This is a genomic window from Chenggangzhangella methanolivorans (assembly GCF_019797865.1).
GTDB classification, from domain to species: Bacteria; Pseudomonadota; Alphaproteobacteria; order Rhizobiales; family Methylopilaceae; genus Methylopila; species Methylopila methanolivorans.
Genome location: NZ_CP081869.1, coordinates 1,549,225 through 1,562,931 on the forward strand (window position 1 = coordinate 1,549,225; position 13,707 = coordinate 1,562,931).

The following is a 13,707-nucleotide window of genomic DNA, read 5'->3' on the forward strand; positions in this document are numbered from 1 at the left end:
TTAAATCAAGCCGGCTCAGCTTCTGCGGGCGCGCGACACCATCGTACGGAAGGAGCGCGACTCCGGATCGAGCACGGCCATGAACACGGTCGAGTTGCAGAGGTTCTTGCGCCGCACGATCGCGATCACGATGCCCCAGAGGCCGCCCGACGAGATCACCGGGCCGCCGCTGTCGCCGCGGCAGATCGAGCCGCCCGCGGCGCCGAGCGCCACCGCGGTCGGGCCCTTGGTGACGACCTCGGCCGAGACCCGCGCCATGCGCAGCTGCCCGCCCGAGGCCTCGTCGGCCGGCACCCGCAGGCCGGCGCCCGCCAGGATCGACTTCGCCTTGGCGGCCTCGACGGAGTTGCGCGACAGCGCGATCGGCTGGCGGTCCTTGGGGGCGGGCTCGGCGAGCCTGAGCACCGCAAGGTCGGCGCCCAGAAGCTCCGGGCTCGGGTTCTCGGCGGAGGCGCGGCCGGCGTAGTCGGGATGGAGCGCGCCGGAGGCCACCTGGATCGTGGCCGCGACCTTGTTCGACTTGTCGAAGAACTGCGCCACCACGAGGCTCGGGCCGCCGAGATCGGACAGGCAATGGCCGGCCGTCAGCACCAACTGGCGCTCGATCAGCACGCCGGTGCAGTTGCCGACCTGCGCCTTGTTGCGGCCCGACGGGGTGAGGCTCGTGATGAACACGGTCGCGCGGGTCAGTCGGTCGCCGGCGCGCGCGGGCGATCCCCCCGAAAGCGCCATGGCGGGGCTCGCGACGGTGACGACAAGGCTCAGAGCGGCGAGGAGCCGCCAGGCGGACAAACGCATACCGGAATCCCGTACGAGGCCGCGGCGACGCGCGGCGACCCATCCTGTTACGGCCACCTTGGCACGTCCCTCCGGCGCGGCGCGAACACGAATTGGCGCTCCGGCCATACGGGCGCCGTCCTGTGTCCGTCGCGCGACAACGAGCCGTCGTCAGGGACGACCGACCGCCGCGCGCATGGCGCGAAAGCCCTCATGGTCGGGATCGACGGGGGTGATCGCGATCCGCGTCCCGCAGCCGCCCTTGGGCTTCAGAACGGCCGAGACCACGCCCCAGAGCGCCGGTGATCCGTCCGCCGCGACCGCGACCGCAGGTCCCCCGCTGTCGCCGCCGCACACCGTCTTCGAGGCGGTCGCGAACACCACATGGGCGCCCGATCCCGTCGAGGCGCGCACGGACGAAAGCGTCGCGCTCTTCATCACGCCGGACCGGCCGCCCGGCGCCGTCGCCCCCGCGCCCGAGATCGCGCCGCCGATGCTCCGCCCGAGAACGAGCGGACGCACGGCCGCGACCGGCTCGGCGAGACGGATCAGCGCCATGTCCGCGGCGATTTCGCGCTGGCGCGTCTCCGGGTCGCCGTCCTTGTCCTTCCAGCCGGGGACATGGCCCGGAAAGCGCGCGATCGCCCGGGCGAGCAGCGGCTTCGGAACGGGCTTGCCGTCACGATAGGCGAAGACCGCGACGCGGGCCGGACCCGCGGCTCCGTCGAGGCAGTGCCCGGAGGTCAGCACGAGGTCGGGCGCGATGAAGGCGCCGCTGCATTCAGCGACCCTGGCGCGGCCGTCGGCGGTAGGCTCGACCGCCTGCACCGAAACCGTCGAGGACACGGGCGAGCCCTCGGTTTGCGCGGCGGCGGGCGCGGAAATCAGCACCGCGAGAGCGAGGGCGGCGAGCGGGCGCAAAACGTCGCGCATCTGCAACAGAGAGCCTCCGGTAACGCTGTCTTAACCTTGACGAGCGATGAACGAGCCTAGCCCTGCGGGATCGGGTCGCAGTTTCAACACATTGACGCGCCAAAGGCGCGGACGCTCCGAGCCTCAAGGTCGATCGACGCGGCGGCCACGGTCCCTGAAGGACCGCGGCGCCCGGGTCGCGGCGCTTGCGGCCCCCGGCCGCGAGGACTGGAGACGACGAAGACGATGCCGACCCCCGACATGTCGCTGTGGGGCCTGTTCCTCCAGGCCGCTCTGATCGTCAAGCTTGTTATGCTCGGCCTGCTCGCCGCGTCCGTGTGGTGCTGGGCGATCGTGATCGACAAGCAGCTGCTGTTCTCGCGCAACAAGCGCAACATGGATAAGTTCGAGACCATCTTCTGGTCCGGCCAGAGCCTCGAGGACCTCTACCGCTCGCTGCTGAACCGTCCGAACTCCGGCATGGCGGCCCTGTTCGTGGCCGCGATGCGCGAATGGAAGCGCTCCTACGAGAGCGGCTCGCGCTCGGTCGCCGGCCTTCAGCAGCGCATCGACAAGGTTCTGGACGTCACCATCGCCCGCGAGGTCGAGCGGCTGGAGTCGAAGCTTCTCGTGCTCGCGACCGTCGGTTCGGCCGGCCCGTTCATCGGCCTCTTCGGCACGGTGTGGGGCATCATGACCTCGTTCCAGTCGATCGCGGCCTCGAAGAACACCTCGCTCGCGGTCGTGGCGCCCGGCATCGCGGAGGCGCTGTTCGCCACCGCCATCGGCCTGATCGCCGCCATTCCGGCGGTCATTTTCTACAACAAGTTCTCCAACCAGGTGACGCGCCAGGCGTCGCGGATGGAAGGCTTCGCCGACGAGTTCTCGGCGATCCTGTCCCGCCAGATCGACGAGCGGGGCTGATCCCATGGGCATGAGCGGAGGCGGAGGATCGGCAGGCGCCCACGGCGCGCGGCGGCGACGCCGCAGCCAGGTCATGGCCGAGATCAACATGACGCCGATGGTCGACGTCATGCTGGTGCTGCTCATCATCTTCATGGTGTCGGCGCCGCTGCTGACCGTCGGCGTGCCGGTCGACCTGCCGCAGACCTCGGCCAATCCTCTCAACGAAGAGAAGGAGCCGCTGACGATCTCGGTGAACACCCAGGGCGAAGTCTTCCTGCAGGAGACTCCCGTCACGGTCGAAGAGCTCGCGCCGCGCCTCATTGCAATCACGAATTCCGGCTACGACGAGCGCATCTACGTCCGGGGCGACCGCAACGTGAACTACGGCCAGGTGATGAAGGTGATGGGCACGCTCTCCGGAGCGGCTTCAAGCGCGTCGCGCTCGTCACCGAGCTGGAGCAGGGGAGCTGACGCCGTGAAGGTGCGTCCCGGGCTCATCTTCTCCTCGACCGCTCACGCCGCGCTGCTCGCCTATGCGATCGTCGGCCTGAGCAGCGCGAAGCCGTTCGAGACCGGGCCGACAGAGGCGCTTCCGATCGAGATCCTGACCCCGCAGGAATTCGACGCCATGACCAAGGGCTCGAAGACCTCGACGAAGATCGACGCGCCGAAGCAGAAGGCCGAGACGGTCGAGGCCGCCGAGCGAGCCGGCGTCCGACGACCTCAAGATCGCCAAGGAAGACGTCAAGGCCCCGCCGCCTCCGCCGCAGCCCGAGGCGAGCGACGCGCCGCCGGTTCCCGATCCCGCCAAGGTCGCTGCCGAGAAAGCCGCCGAAAAGGCCAAGGCTGCGGAAGCCGAGAAGGCCGAAAAGGCGGAGAAGGCTGAAAAGGCCGCCAAGGCCGCGCAGGAGAAGGCCGTGGCCGAGAAGGCCGCCGCGGCCAAGGCCGCGCAGGAAAAGGCCGCCGCCGCCGAGAAGGCCGAGAAGCTCGCCCAGGCCGAGGCCGCGGAGCTGCGCGCCAAGGAAAAGGCCGAGGCCGAAAAGGCCGCGCAGGAAAAGGTCGCGGCCGAGAAGGCCGCCAAGGAGAAGGCCGAGGCGCAGGCCAAGGCCGACGCCGAGAAGGCGGCGAAGGAAAAGGCCGAGAAGCTCGCCAAGGCGGAGGCCGAAAAGGCCGCCAAGGCGAAGGCGGACGCCGAAAAACAGGCCAAGGCCGAGAAGGAGGCCAAGGAGAAGGCCGCCGCCGCCAAGGCCGCCGAGCGCAAGTTCGACCCGACCAAGATCGCGAGCTTGCTGGGCGACAAGCCGTCGTCGAGCGAGAGCGCCATGAAGGACGTCCGCGACCCGAGCCGCAAGGCGTCCTCGGCGCGCGAGGCCGCGCCCGAGACGACCGCCGGCACCAGCCGCGGCACGGCGACCAAGCTCTCGATGTCGGCCCGCACCGGCATCGACAACGCCGTGCGCGAGCAGGTCATGCAGTGCTGGAACCCGCCGGTCGGCGCCTCCAACGACGGAAGCCTTGCGGTCAAGGTCTCGTTCACGCTCAACTCCGACGGCACGCTCGCCGACGGGCCGACCGTCACCAACTCCTCGTCGAACCCCGCCTTCCGGGCGGCCGCAGGCGCCGCCACCCGCGCGGTGCAGCGCTGCGCGCCGCTCAAGCTGCCGGCCGAGGCCTACGACTACTGGCGGCAGGTCACCATCAACTTCGATCCGCGGGACATGATGGGCGGATGAGCCGGCTGGTTCGCGCCGTCATGCTCTCGCCGTCATGCCCGGCGATGCCGGAACTTCACGACGCAGAAGCCGCGGAGGCCCGCATGCGCGGGCCGGGCGGCTTCGGCGCTCAGTCCCTTCTAGCGCCGTCCCGCGCCGACACCGGAACCGCTCGATGACGACCCTCGCCGACCGCATGTTCAAGACCGCCGCGTGGATCGCCGCCCTCGCGGCGCTGGCCGCGGCCTTCGCGATGGTCGCGGCCCCGGCGCGCGCCCAGGTGTCGATCGACATCAACCAGGGCAACGTCCAGCCGCTGCCGATCGCGATCCCGGACTTCCTGGCCAACGGCTCGGACCCGCAGCTCGCGCGCGACATCGCCGGCGTCATCGCCGCCGACCTGAAGCGCTCTGGGCTCTTCGCGCCGATCGACCACAAGGCCTTCATCGAGAAGATCTCGTCCTTCGACGCGCCCCCGCGCTTCGGCGACTGGCGCATCATCAACGCGCAAGCGCTGGTGACCGGCCAGGTGGTCCGCCAGGGCGACGGCCGCGTCTCGACCCAGTTCCGGCTGTGGGACGTGTTCGCGGGCAACCAGCTCGAGGGCCAGCAGTTCCTCACCGACAAGAACTGGCGGCGCGTGGCGCATCTCATCGCCGACATGATCTACGAGCGCCTGACCGGCGAGAAGGGCTACTTCGACACCCGCGTGGTCTACGTCTCCGAGACCGGTCCGAAGGACAAGCGCGTGAAGCGCCTCGCCATCATGGACCAGGACGGCTTCAACAACCGCTTCATCACGGCCGGCGGCGAGCTGGTGCTGACCCCGCGCTTCAGCCCGACCAGCCAGGAAATCACCTACATGTCGTTCGGCAACGCGGACCCGCGGGTCTACCTGCTGAACCTCGAGACCGGCCAGCGCGAGCAGGTCGGCAATTTCCCCGGCATGACGTTCGCGCCGCGCTTCTCGCCCGACGGCCAGAAGGTCGCGATGAGCCTCGAGCAGGGCGGCAACTCGTCGATCTACGCGATGGACCTGCGCTCGCGCGCCACCACCAAGCTCACCGACTCCGGCGCGATCGACACTTCGCCGTCCTACTCGCCGGACGGGAACCAGATCGTGTTCGAGAGCGACCGCGGCGGCAACCAGCAGATCTACGTGATGTCGGCCGGCGGCGGCGGCGCGCAGCGCATCTCCTTCGGCCAGGGCCGCTACTCGACCCCGGTGTGGAGCCCGCGCGGCGACCTCATCGCCTTCACCAAGCAGTCCGGCGGCAAGTTCGCGATCGGCGTGATGCGTCCCGACGGATCGGGCGAGCGCGTCCTTACCGAGGGCTTCCACAACGAAGGCCCGACCTGGGCCCCGAACGGCCGCGTGCTGATGTTCTTCCGCGACCAGGGCGCGGGCCCGAAGATCTTCTCGATCGACGTCACCGGCAACGAGCAGGCGATCCCGACGCAAGGATTCGCCTCCGACCCGGCCTGGTCGCCCCCGCTGAACTGAGCCCCGAACGCGTCATCCCGGACGGCCCATAAGGGCCGATCCGGGATCGTCTTCCGAGTTGGACGAACAAACCTCGTCATGCCCCGGCTTGTCCGGGCATCCACGCTTCCGAAGCGCAGCGTTCTGTGACGAAGCGTGGATCCCCCGGACAAGCCGGGGGATGACGACTGAGGTCTTCCCTCTCGACTCGTCGCCCTTCGGCTACCGCTTCTTCGCCGCGTTGAGCTCGGCCGCCGCGTTCACCAGCGCCGCCAGCACGTCCTCGTCGATCGCCTCGCCCTCGCGGATGTCGATCGCGCGCCGCACATTTCCGTCAAGGCTCGCGTTAAACAGACCCGCCGGGTCATCGAGCGCCGCTCCCTTGGCGAAGGTCAGTTTTCACGACCGCCTTGTAGGTCTCGCCGGTGCAGATGATCCCGCGGCACTCCCAGACCGGAACGCCCCGCCACTTCCACTCCTCGACGACGTCGGGCATCGCGCGCCGGATGACGGCGCGCACACGCGCCAGCGTCTCGCCGCGCCAATCGGCTAGGTCGGCGACCCTCTGGTCGATCAGTTGAGACGGAGTCGGTTCCACCGCTTCGCCCATTCTGCGCCTCCAATGGCTTCCGCCGTCAGCTTCCCACCAGCGTGTCCTTGAAGCGATCGGGAACGCTTTTCATCTGCTCGTCGAGATCCCAGTCGGTCGGCTTTTCTTTTGGTTGAAACCAGGTCGCGCCTTTGGCGAGCCATTCCGCACGGTACGCTTTCACGCCCTCAACCGTGCAGTCCTCGTAGCCAAACTCAACGCCGCAACAGGAGCAGATGTCGTACGTCGGCTCCGTGCCATCCGGCCCCCACGGCTCGTGTTGGTTGAAGCCGCAGACGCGGCAATGATTGAGCTCTTTCCGATCCATCCCTCCCCCCTGTGTCCTTCCGGACTCACCTGTGAGGAGTTCCCCTCCCCGCCCCATCGCGGCCACGTTCGCGCCGCCTTCGGCGGGCGTTTTCGAGCTCCGCGGTTCCACTGTCGCAAGGGCGAAATCAACCTTTGCTTAATCCTAACGGAACCTTCGGTTAACGGGGAGAATGCTATGGATTGCGCAACCGACAGCCACAAGGAGTCATCGGGTATGTTGCGTACCATGCGTATCGGCCGTAGCGCCAAGATCGCCGTCGCGCTGTGCGCGGCGCTCGCCCTCGGCGCGTGCGCCAAGAAGCCCGGCGAAGGAATGGACGGCGCGAACGGCTACGGCGCCGGCGGCGGCCGCGGAGGCCCTCCCGGAAGCCAGCAGGACTTCGTCGTGAACGTCGGCGACCGCGTGTTCTTCGAGACCGACTCGACCGAACTCACCTCGACGGCCCGCGCGACGCTCGACAAGCAGGCCTCGTGGCTCAGCCGCTATCCGCGCTACTCGATCCTCGTCGAAGGCCACGCCGACGAGCGCGGCACCCGCGAATACAACTTCGCGCTCGGCGCCCGCCGTTCGCAGGTGAGCCGCGACTACCTCGCGGCCCGCGGCGTCTCCTCGAGCCGCATGCGCACCACCTCCTACGGCAAGGAACGTCCGGTCGCGGTGTGCGACGACATCTCCTGCTGGTCGCAGAACCGCCGCGCGGTCACCGCGCTCTCGGGCGGCGCCGGCTCCTGACGAACTTCGGTCCCGGGACCCCGCGTCGCTTGACGCGCGGTCCCGGGACCGGCCCTAATTCGGCCGAAGTGAAAGCGTAACAGGCGAAAATCGCCTCGCTCACCGGCCGGGACCTCTTCCGAACATGTTCGATTCGACGCGCTCCAAGATCGCCAGGCGGCTCGCGCTCGGCGCCGCTTTCGCCTGCCTGACGGCCTCCGCCGCCGTGGCCCAGGCGGCCGGCGAGGGAGCGGCTCCAAACTGGCTCGAGCAGCGCGTGCAGGGGCTCGAGAAGGGCCTCGCCTTCTTCGGCGGCCGCGACGAGCGCCCCGCCGCGCCGAGCGTCGTGCAGCCGGCCCAGTCCTCGATGGCCGACATCGCCGTCCGTCTCGATCGGCTCGAGAACCAGATCCGGCAGCTCAACGGCCGCATCGAGGAGATGCAGTTCCAGACCCGCAAGAACGACGAGAACCTGCGCAAGATGCAGGGCGACGTGGATTTCCGCCTGCAGGATCTCGAAAGCGGCAAGGGCGGAGGCGGTGGCTCGTCGAAGCCTGCCCGAACCGTCGCGGCGACGCCGGCGACTACGGCGGCTCCTCCGGTCCTCGACCGCCTCGACGGGCCGCAACGACGGCCTCGGCGCGCCCCCCTCCAGCCTCGGGCAGACGCGCTCGAGCGGCGGATCGGGCGACGCCATCGGCGGCCTTCTCGACGACGACCCCAAACGCCGATGAGCATCCGTCCGCCGGGCGTCGGCGGCGGCTCGCAGTCGGTCGGCGCGAGCGGCCTGCCGGACCGCAACGCCGGCGGAGACCGCATGGCCTCTCGCGATTCGGGCGGGATCACCGCGGGCTCCGGCTCGCCCAACGACCAGTTCGCGCTCGGCGTCGGCTTCGTGCAGCGGCGCGACTACGCCGAGGCCGAGGCGACGTTCCGCGACTTCCTGCGGTCGAACCCGAACGATCCGAAGGCCGCGGAAGCGCGCTACTGGCTCGGCGAGAGCCTCTATCAGCGCAAGAAGTATCCGGACGCGGTCGAGACCTTCCTCGGCATCTATCGCGACAACCCGCAGTCGGCGAAGGCGCCCGAAAGCATGCTGAAGCTCGGCATGGCGCTGAACGGCATGGGCGAGAAGGAGCAGGCCTGCGCGACGCTCGACGCGGCCGGCAAGAAATACACCCGGATCAAGGCCCAGTCCGACCGCGAGTACAAGCGGATCGCCTGCTGAGGTCCGAGGGCGAGAGGCGGTCAGGTCGATGAACGACGCGGCTCCGCCCTCGAAAGACCCCAAGCGACGCGCGTCCACCGCCCGCCGCGGCGTCAGGACCGCCGACCTTCCCCCGGCCGACCCGATCGGCGGCGTGGAGAGCGTCAAGCTGTTCGAGCGGGCGTTCGCAGGCCGCAAGTCGGCGCTGCTCGCCGTGTCGGGCGGCGCGGACTCCACGGCGCTCCTGGTCCTGGCCGGCGAATGGTTCCAGACGGGCGGCGCGCCCAAGATCGCGGTCGCGACCGTCGATCACGGCCTGCGCGAGGAGGCCCGCGCCGAGGCCGACGCCGTCGAGGCGCTCGCCGGACGCTTCGGGCTGCCGTTCGCGCGGCTCGACGGACGCACCGCGCCGCGCGACACCCGGATCGAGGAGACCGCGCGGGTCTCGCGCTACGGCGCGCTGCTGGCGCACGCGCGGTCCATCGGGGCGGATGCGGTCGCCACCGCCCATACGCTCGACGATCAGGCCGAGACGGTGCTGATGCGGCTGTCGGCTGGCAGCGGCCCGATGGGGCTCGCGGCCATGCGCCACGCCGTGCGGCGCGACGGGATCGAACTGCTGAGGCCGTTCCTCGTGGTGCCGAAGGCGCGGCTCGTCGCGACGCTGAAGGCGCGCAATCTCGGCTGGGCCGAAGACCCCATGAACGTCGACCCGCGCTTCGCCCGCGCGCGGCTGCGCTCGGCGCGCGGCGCGCTCGAACGCGAGGGCATGACCGCCGAGCGGCTCGGCGTGCTCGCGTTCCGGATGGCCCGGGTCAACGCCGCGATCGAGGCGGCGATCGATCAGGCGGCCGCGCTCCATGTCGCGCGCAAGAACGGCGTCTCCGTCATCGGGGCGAGCGCCGCCACGCTGCCGGACGAGATCAAGCTGCGCCTGCTCGGCCGCGTCATCGCCGAGATCGGCGGCGTGCGCGTCAAGCTCGAGCGGCTGGAGCGGCTCGCCGATCACATCGTCACCAAGTCGTCGGGAGCCAACACGCTCGCCGGGGCGCGCATCGCTTGGGATTCCGAGGGCGCCATCAAGGTCTCGTCCGCGCCGCCGCGCCGGGAGCGCCGTTAGGTCGCCCGCGGCTCCGCGGCCGCAAAGACCGTGGCGAAGCGCCTGGTCCCGTTCTAAGAAGGCTACCCGCAAAGCAGCGTCGGCCCGGTCGGCCGCGCCCGCCACAGCCGGAGTTCCGTTCCCAATGCCGAAGCTGCTTCCGCTGCGCCTCGCCGCGCCTTTCGCCGCTCTCCTCTTCGCGCTTTCCGCCGGGGCGGCGAGCGCGCACGAATACACGGTCGGCAAGCTGATGATCGGCCATCCCTGGTCGCGCGCCACCGTTCCGGGCGTGAAGGTCGCCGGCGGCTACTTCACCATCATGAACCACGGCGACAAGCCGGACCGCCTCGTCGCCGTGTCGGTTCCGTTCGCCGAACGCGCCGAGATGCACGAGAGCTCGGTCGAGGACGGCGTCGCGAAGATGCGTGAGATCGAGGGCGGCGTCGAAGTCAAGCCCGGCGAGACCGTATCGTTCGCGCCCGGCGGCAAGCACCTGATGTTCGTCGGCCTCAAGACGGCCCTGACCAAGGGCGAGAAGGTCAAGGGCGAGCTCACCTTCGAGACCGCCGGCAAGGTCGAGGTGGAGTTCGCGGTCGAGGCTCCCGGAGCCGCGCCGGCGCCGAAGTCCGGCGACATGAAGGGCATGGACCACTCGGGCCATTGAGCCCGGCGCCTGCTCGCGCCCGCGCGGAGAATCTCCTAGACCTCCGCGCGAGCCGATGACCGCGATGCCAAATCCCTTCGCCCTGCCGCCCGAGCTCGAAGCCGAGAAGTACCGGGTCCTCAAGACCGCTTTCGGCTTCGACGCGTTCCGCCCCGGCCAGGAGCCGGTGATCGACGCGCTGCTGTCGGGCCGCGACGTGCTCGCGGTGATGCCGACGGGGGCCGGAAAATCGCTCTGCTATCAGGCGCCGGCGCTGGTGATGGGCGGGCTCGCGGTGGTGGTCTCGCCGCTGATCGCGCTGATGGAGGATCAGGTCGCGGGGCTCCGGCTCGACGGGGTGCGGGCCGAGGCGATCCATTCGGGCCGTTCGCGCGAGGACAACGTCGCGTCGTGGCGGCGGGTGGCGTCCGGCGAGGCGCGGCTGCTCTACCTCGCGCCCGAGCGCCTGATGACCGAGCGCATGCTCGCCGCGCTCGGCAAGCTCCCGGTCTCGCTGGTCGCGATCGACGAGGCGCACTGCGTCTCGCAGTGGGGCCATTCGTTTCGCTCCGAATATCTCCTGCTCGGACAGGCGCGCGCCGCGCTGCCGAAGGCCCGGATGATCGCGCTGACCGCGACCGCCGACCAGTCGACCCGCGACGACATCCTGCAGAAGCTCTTCGAGGGCTCGGCCGAGACCTATGTGGCCGGCTTCGACCGGCCCAATATCCAGATCGCGGTCTCCGAGAAGCGCGACGCCATGACGGCGATCGAGCGCTATGTGGACGCCCGCAAGGGCCTCAGCGGCGTCGTCTACCGCATCTCGCGCAAGAAGGTGGAGGAGACCGCGGCCCGGCTGCAGGGCGCCGGCGTCAACGCGCTCGCCTATCACGCCGGAATGGAGGCCCAGGCCCGCGCCGCCGCGCAGGAGACGTTCCTGGCCGAGCGCGGGGTCGTCATGGTGGCGACGGTCGCGTTCGGCATGGGCATCGACAAGTCGGACGTGCGCTACGTCGTCCATGGCGACGCGCCCGGCAGCCTCGAGGCCTATTACCAGGAGATCGGTCGCGCCGGCCGCGACGGCGAGCCGGCCGAGGCCCTGATGCTTTACGGGCTCGAGGACATCCGCACGCGCCGCCGCTTCATCGACGAGCAGGACTCAGCGCCCGAGCGCAAGCGCGTGGAGAGCCGGCGGCTCGACGCGCTGGTGGGCTTTTGCGAGACGACCGCCTGCCGGCGACAGGCGCTGCTCGCCTATTTCGGCGAGACCAACCCGCCCTGCGGCAACTGCGACGTCTGCCTCGACCCGCCGGAGGTGATCGACGGCACGCAGGAGGCGCGGCTGCTGCTCGGCCTCGTGCGCGACACCGGGCAGCGCTTCGGCGCGGCCCACATCGTGGCGCTCGCGGTCGGCCACGAAAGCGAGACGGTGACGGCGCGCGGCCACGAGAAGCTCGCGGGCTTCGGCCGCGGGGCCGACCGGCCGGCGCAGGACTGGCGCGGGATCGTGCGCCAGCTCGTCGCCGTGCATGCGCTCGAGGTCGAGACCGGAGCCTATGGCGGGCTGGTCATGACCGCCAAGGGCGAGCGCGTTCTCGCGGGCGAAGAGCGCGTCTCGATCGCCAAGCCGAAGCCCAGGACGCGCGAGCGCCGCGGCCGCATGGTGGCGGAGGCCGCGCATCTCTCCGGCGCCGACGAAGAGCTGCTGACGAAGCTGAAGGCGTTGCGGCGCGAGCTCGCGGTGGCGCGCGCCGCGCCCGCCTACGTCATTTTCGCCGACAGCACCCTGATCGAGATGGCCTCGGCGCGGCCCCGCACCATGGACCAGCTCGCGCGCGTGAAGGGCGTCGGAGCGGCCAAGCTGGAAGCGTTCGGCGACGTGTTCTTGCGGGCGATCGCCGAGGCGTAACCCATTTCACCTACGTAGAACCCCGGATGGCGGAAGATCCTGCGGGCGAGGTATTCAGATGAATATCTGTTCCGCGCACGCTCAGAGCATCCGATCATGTCCGCCATTACGCTGGTCACCAAGAAGAGCTTTTCCTACGACGATTTCATGAACGACCTCCGGGGTGACGTGTTCTCGCCGACGACGGAGATCAAGTACTTCAAGGACAAGATCGTGATGACCGGCGAGAACGGCGTCTCGGTCGAGTTCTACGGCGACGACCTGCGTCCGAAGGACAATACGGGCCACATCACGAGCGGCGTGCTCAAGATCAACGGCGTCGTCGTCGCGGAGATCTCGGACGTCGACCTCGACATCTCGTCGAGCGAGTTCATCGCCGCGGTCGCCTTCGTGGGCAGCACGCTTCCGCTGCGCCTCGTGCTTGGGCTCAACTACGAGGGGCCCGACGACGAATTCACCTTCTTCGGCGGCAAGGGCAGCGACACGATCTCGGGCGAGAGCGACGCCGGCAACTTCCTGTTCGGCGGCGCCGGGCACGACGTGTTCCTCGCCCATGACGCCGAGACCTATTTCGACGGCGGACAGGGCTTCGACAAGGTGAACTACTACGCGGCCGGCGAAGGCGTGACGGTCAACCTCGCCGATCCGAGCAAGAACACGGGCATCGCGGAAGGACACACCTACTCGTCGATCGAGGACGTCACCGGCGGCTATTTCGACGACAAGCTCGTCGGAAACGAGGAGGCCAACGTTCTCGACGGCTCGCTCGGCGACGACACGCTCGTCGGCGGCGGCGGGCGCGACACGCTGAACGGCGGCGACGACGACAAAGGCTCCTTCGACTTCGCCTCCTTCGAGGGGATCCGCGAGACTGGCGGCATCGGCGTCTACGCGTCGCTCAAGGACGGGGTCGCGAACGCCGAAGGCGTCGTCGGCATCAAGCTCAAGAACATCGAGGGCCTGATCGGCTCCTCGTTCCGCGACCGGCTGATCGGCGACAACGGCGACAACATCCTCTACGGCGAGGACGGCTCCGACACGCTGCAGGGCGGCAAGGGCGCCGACACCCTGCGCGGCGACGAGGAGGCGTTCGGCTTCTCGGACGGCGACGAGTTCTACTACGCCAACGTCAAGGAAGGCGGCGACCTGATCCTCGACTACGACATCTACGACATGATCGGGATCAGCCGCAGCGGCTTCAAGCTCGCGGGCGACTACGCCGTCATCGACGGCGTGACCTTCATCAAGGGACCCGGCGCGAAGGCCGTCACCGACGAGGGCACGTTCCTGTTCAACACCAAGACCGGGAAACTGTTCTTCGACGCCGACGGGACGGGGTCGGGCAAGGCGAAGCTGATTGCCGAAATCCAGTTCGACAATCCGGACTCGATCGACGCCGGCGACTTCGTCCTGCGGTTCTGACCGCCG

The 13,707-nt window shown here is 69.5% G+C and carries 12 protein-coding genes and 2 pseudogenes; 10 read left to right on the forward strand and 4 right to left on the reverse strand.

The window, feature by feature from the left end:
• Window positions 1-15: 15 nt before the first annotated feature.
• Window positions 16-798 (reverse strand): S1 family peptidase, encoded by a 783-nt coding sequence (locus tag K6K41_RS08170; RefSeq protein ID WP_261404623.1) that lies wholly within the window; start codon window positions 796-798, stop codon window positions 16-18.
• Between the two features lie 150 nt (window positions 799-948).
• A complete protein-coding gene (locus tag K6K41_RS08175; protein ID WP_261404624.1) occupies window positions 949-1,710 on the reverse strand; it encodes a trypsin-like serine protease in 762 nt (253 codons plus the stop codon).
• A 225-nt stretch (window positions 1,711-1,935) separates the two neighbouring features.
• Between K6K41_RS08175 and tolQ the strand changes: the two genes are divergently transcribed.
• The 4 genes and pseudogenes from tolQ (at window position 1,936) to tolB (ending at window position 5,811) form a co-directional block, all read left to right on the forward strand.
• Entirely contained in the window at window positions 1,936-2,613 is a 678-nt protein-coding gene (gene tolQ, locus K6K41_RS08180; protein WP_261404625.1) for a protein TolQ, read from the forward strand.
• A gap of 4 nt (window positions 2,614-2,617) precedes the next feature.
• Window positions 2,618-3,066: pseudogene (tolR, locus tag K6K41_RS08185) on the forward strand (protein TolR).
• Window positions 3,067-3,323: 257 nt separating this feature from the next.
• Complete coding sequence (gene tolA, locus K6K41_RS08190) at window positions 3,324-4,328, forward strand: cell envelope integrity protein TolA (RefSeq protein ID WP_261405680.1); 1,005 nt, start codon at window positions 3,324-3,326, stop codon at window positions 4,326-4,328.
• Between the two features lie 232 nt (window positions 4,329-4,560).
• On the forward strand, window positions 4,561-5,811 hold the full coding sequence (gene tolB / locus K6K41_RS08195; RefSeq protein ID WP_428978599.1) for a Tol-Pal system beta propeller repeat protein TolB: 1,251 nt from the start codon (window positions 4,561-4,563) through the stop codon (window positions 5,809-5,811).
• A gap of 201 nt (window positions 5,812-6,012) precedes the next feature.
• Here tolB and K6K41_RS08200 read toward each other — a convergent pair.
• Window positions 6,013-6,400 (reverse strand): annotated as a pseudogene (locus K6K41_RS08200) (DUF1801 domain-containing protein).
• 25 nt (window positions 6,401-6,425) lie between these two features.
• A complete protein-coding gene (locus K6K41_RS08205; protein ID WP_261404626.1) occupies window positions 6,426-6,707 on the reverse strand; it encodes a hypothetical protein in 282 nt (93 codons plus the stop codon).
• 228 nt (window positions 6,708-6,935) lie between these two features.
• On the opposite strand from K6K41_RS08205, the gene pal reads away from it, so the two are divergent.
• From pal to K6K41_RS08235, 6 genes are all read left to right on the forward strand, one after another.
• Window positions 6,936-7,442 (forward strand): peptidoglycan-associated lipoprotein Pal, encoded by a 507-nt coding sequence (gene pal / locus K6K41_RS08210; RefSeq protein ID WP_261404627.1) that lies wholly within the window; start codon window positions 6,936-6,938, stop codon window positions 7,440-7,442.
• A 124-nt stretch (window positions 7,443-7,566) separates the two neighbouring features.
• Window positions 7,567-8,649, forward strand: a complete 1,083-nt coding sequence (gene ybgF, locus K6K41_RS08215; RefSeq protein ID WP_261404628.1) for a tol-pal system protein YbgF — start codon at window positions 7,567-7,569, stop codon at window positions 8,647-8,649.
• Window positions 8,650-8,677: 28 nt separating this feature from the next.
• Entirely contained in the window at window positions 8,678-9,748 is a 1,071-nt protein-coding gene (tilS, locus tag K6K41_RS08220; protein WP_261404629.1) for a tRNA lysidine(34) synthetase TilS, read from the forward strand.
• Between the two features lie 124 nt (window positions 9,749-9,872).
• Entirely contained in the window at window positions 9,873-10,391 is a 519-nt protein-coding gene (locus K6K41_RS08225; protein ID WP_261404630.1) for a copper chaperone PCu(A)C, read from the forward strand.
• A gap of 55 nt (window positions 10,392-10,446) precedes the next feature.
• A complete protein-coding gene (recQ, locus tag K6K41_RS08230) occupies window positions 10,447-12,279 on the forward strand; it encodes a DNA helicase RecQ (protein ID WP_261404631.1) in 1,833 nt (610 codons plus the stop codon).
• A gap of 96 nt (window positions 12,280-12,375) precedes the next feature.
• Window positions 12,376-13,701 (forward strand): calcium-binding protein, encoded by a 1,326-nt coding sequence (locus tag K6K41_RS08235; protein WP_261404632.1) that lies wholly within the window; start codon window positions 12,376-12,378, stop codon window positions 13,699-13,701.
• Window positions 13,702-13,707 lie beyond the last annotated feature (6 nt).

Excerpts from the sequence above, each read along its gene's own strand:
- recQ (WP_261404631.1), top strand. The coding sequence starts at position 10,447 with ATGACCGCGATGCCAAATCCCTTCGCCCTGCCGCCCGAGCTCGAAGCC.
- K6K41_RS08175 (WP_261404624.1), bottom strand. The coding sequence starts at position 1,710 with ATGCGCGACGTTTTGCGCCCGCTCGCCGCCCTCGCTCTCGCGGTGCTG.
- pal (WP_261404627.1), top strand. The coding sequence starts at position 6,936 with ATGCGTATCGGCCGTAGCGCCAAGATCGCCGTCGCGCTGTGCGCGGCG.
- tolQ (WP_261404625.1), top strand. The coding sequence starts at position 1,936 with ATGCCGACCCCCGACATGTCGCTGTGGGGCCTGTTCCTCCAGGCCGCT.
- tolB (WP_428978599.1), top strand. The coding sequence starts at position 4,561 with ATGGTCGCGGCCCCGGCGCGCGCCCAGGTGTCGATCGACATCAACCAG.
- K6K41_RS08235 (WP_261404632.1), top strand. The coding sequence starts at position 12,376 with ATGTCCGCCATTACGCTGGTCACCAAGAAGAGCTTTTCCTACGACGAT.
- K6K41_RS08170 (WP_261404623.1), bottom strand. The coding sequence starts at position 798 with ATGCGTTTGTCCGCCTGGCGGCTCCTCGCCGCTCTGAGCCTTGTCGTC.
- tilS (WP_261404629.1), top strand. The coding sequence starts at position 8,678 with ATGAACGACGCGGCTCCGCCCTCGAAAGACCCCAAGCGACGCGCGTCC.
- K6K41_RS08225 (WP_261404630.1), top strand. The coding sequence starts at position 9,873 with ATGCCGAAGCTGCTTCCGCTGCGCCTCGCCGCGCCTTTCGCCGCTCTC.
- ybgF (WP_261404628.1), top strand. The coding sequence starts at position 7,567 with ATGTTCGATTCGACGCGCTCCAAGATCGCCAGGCGGCTCGCGCTCGGC.
- K6K41_RS08205 (WP_261404626.1), bottom strand. The coding sequence starts at position 6,707 with ATGGATCGGAAAGAGCTCAATCATTGCCGCGTCTGCGGCTTCAACCAA.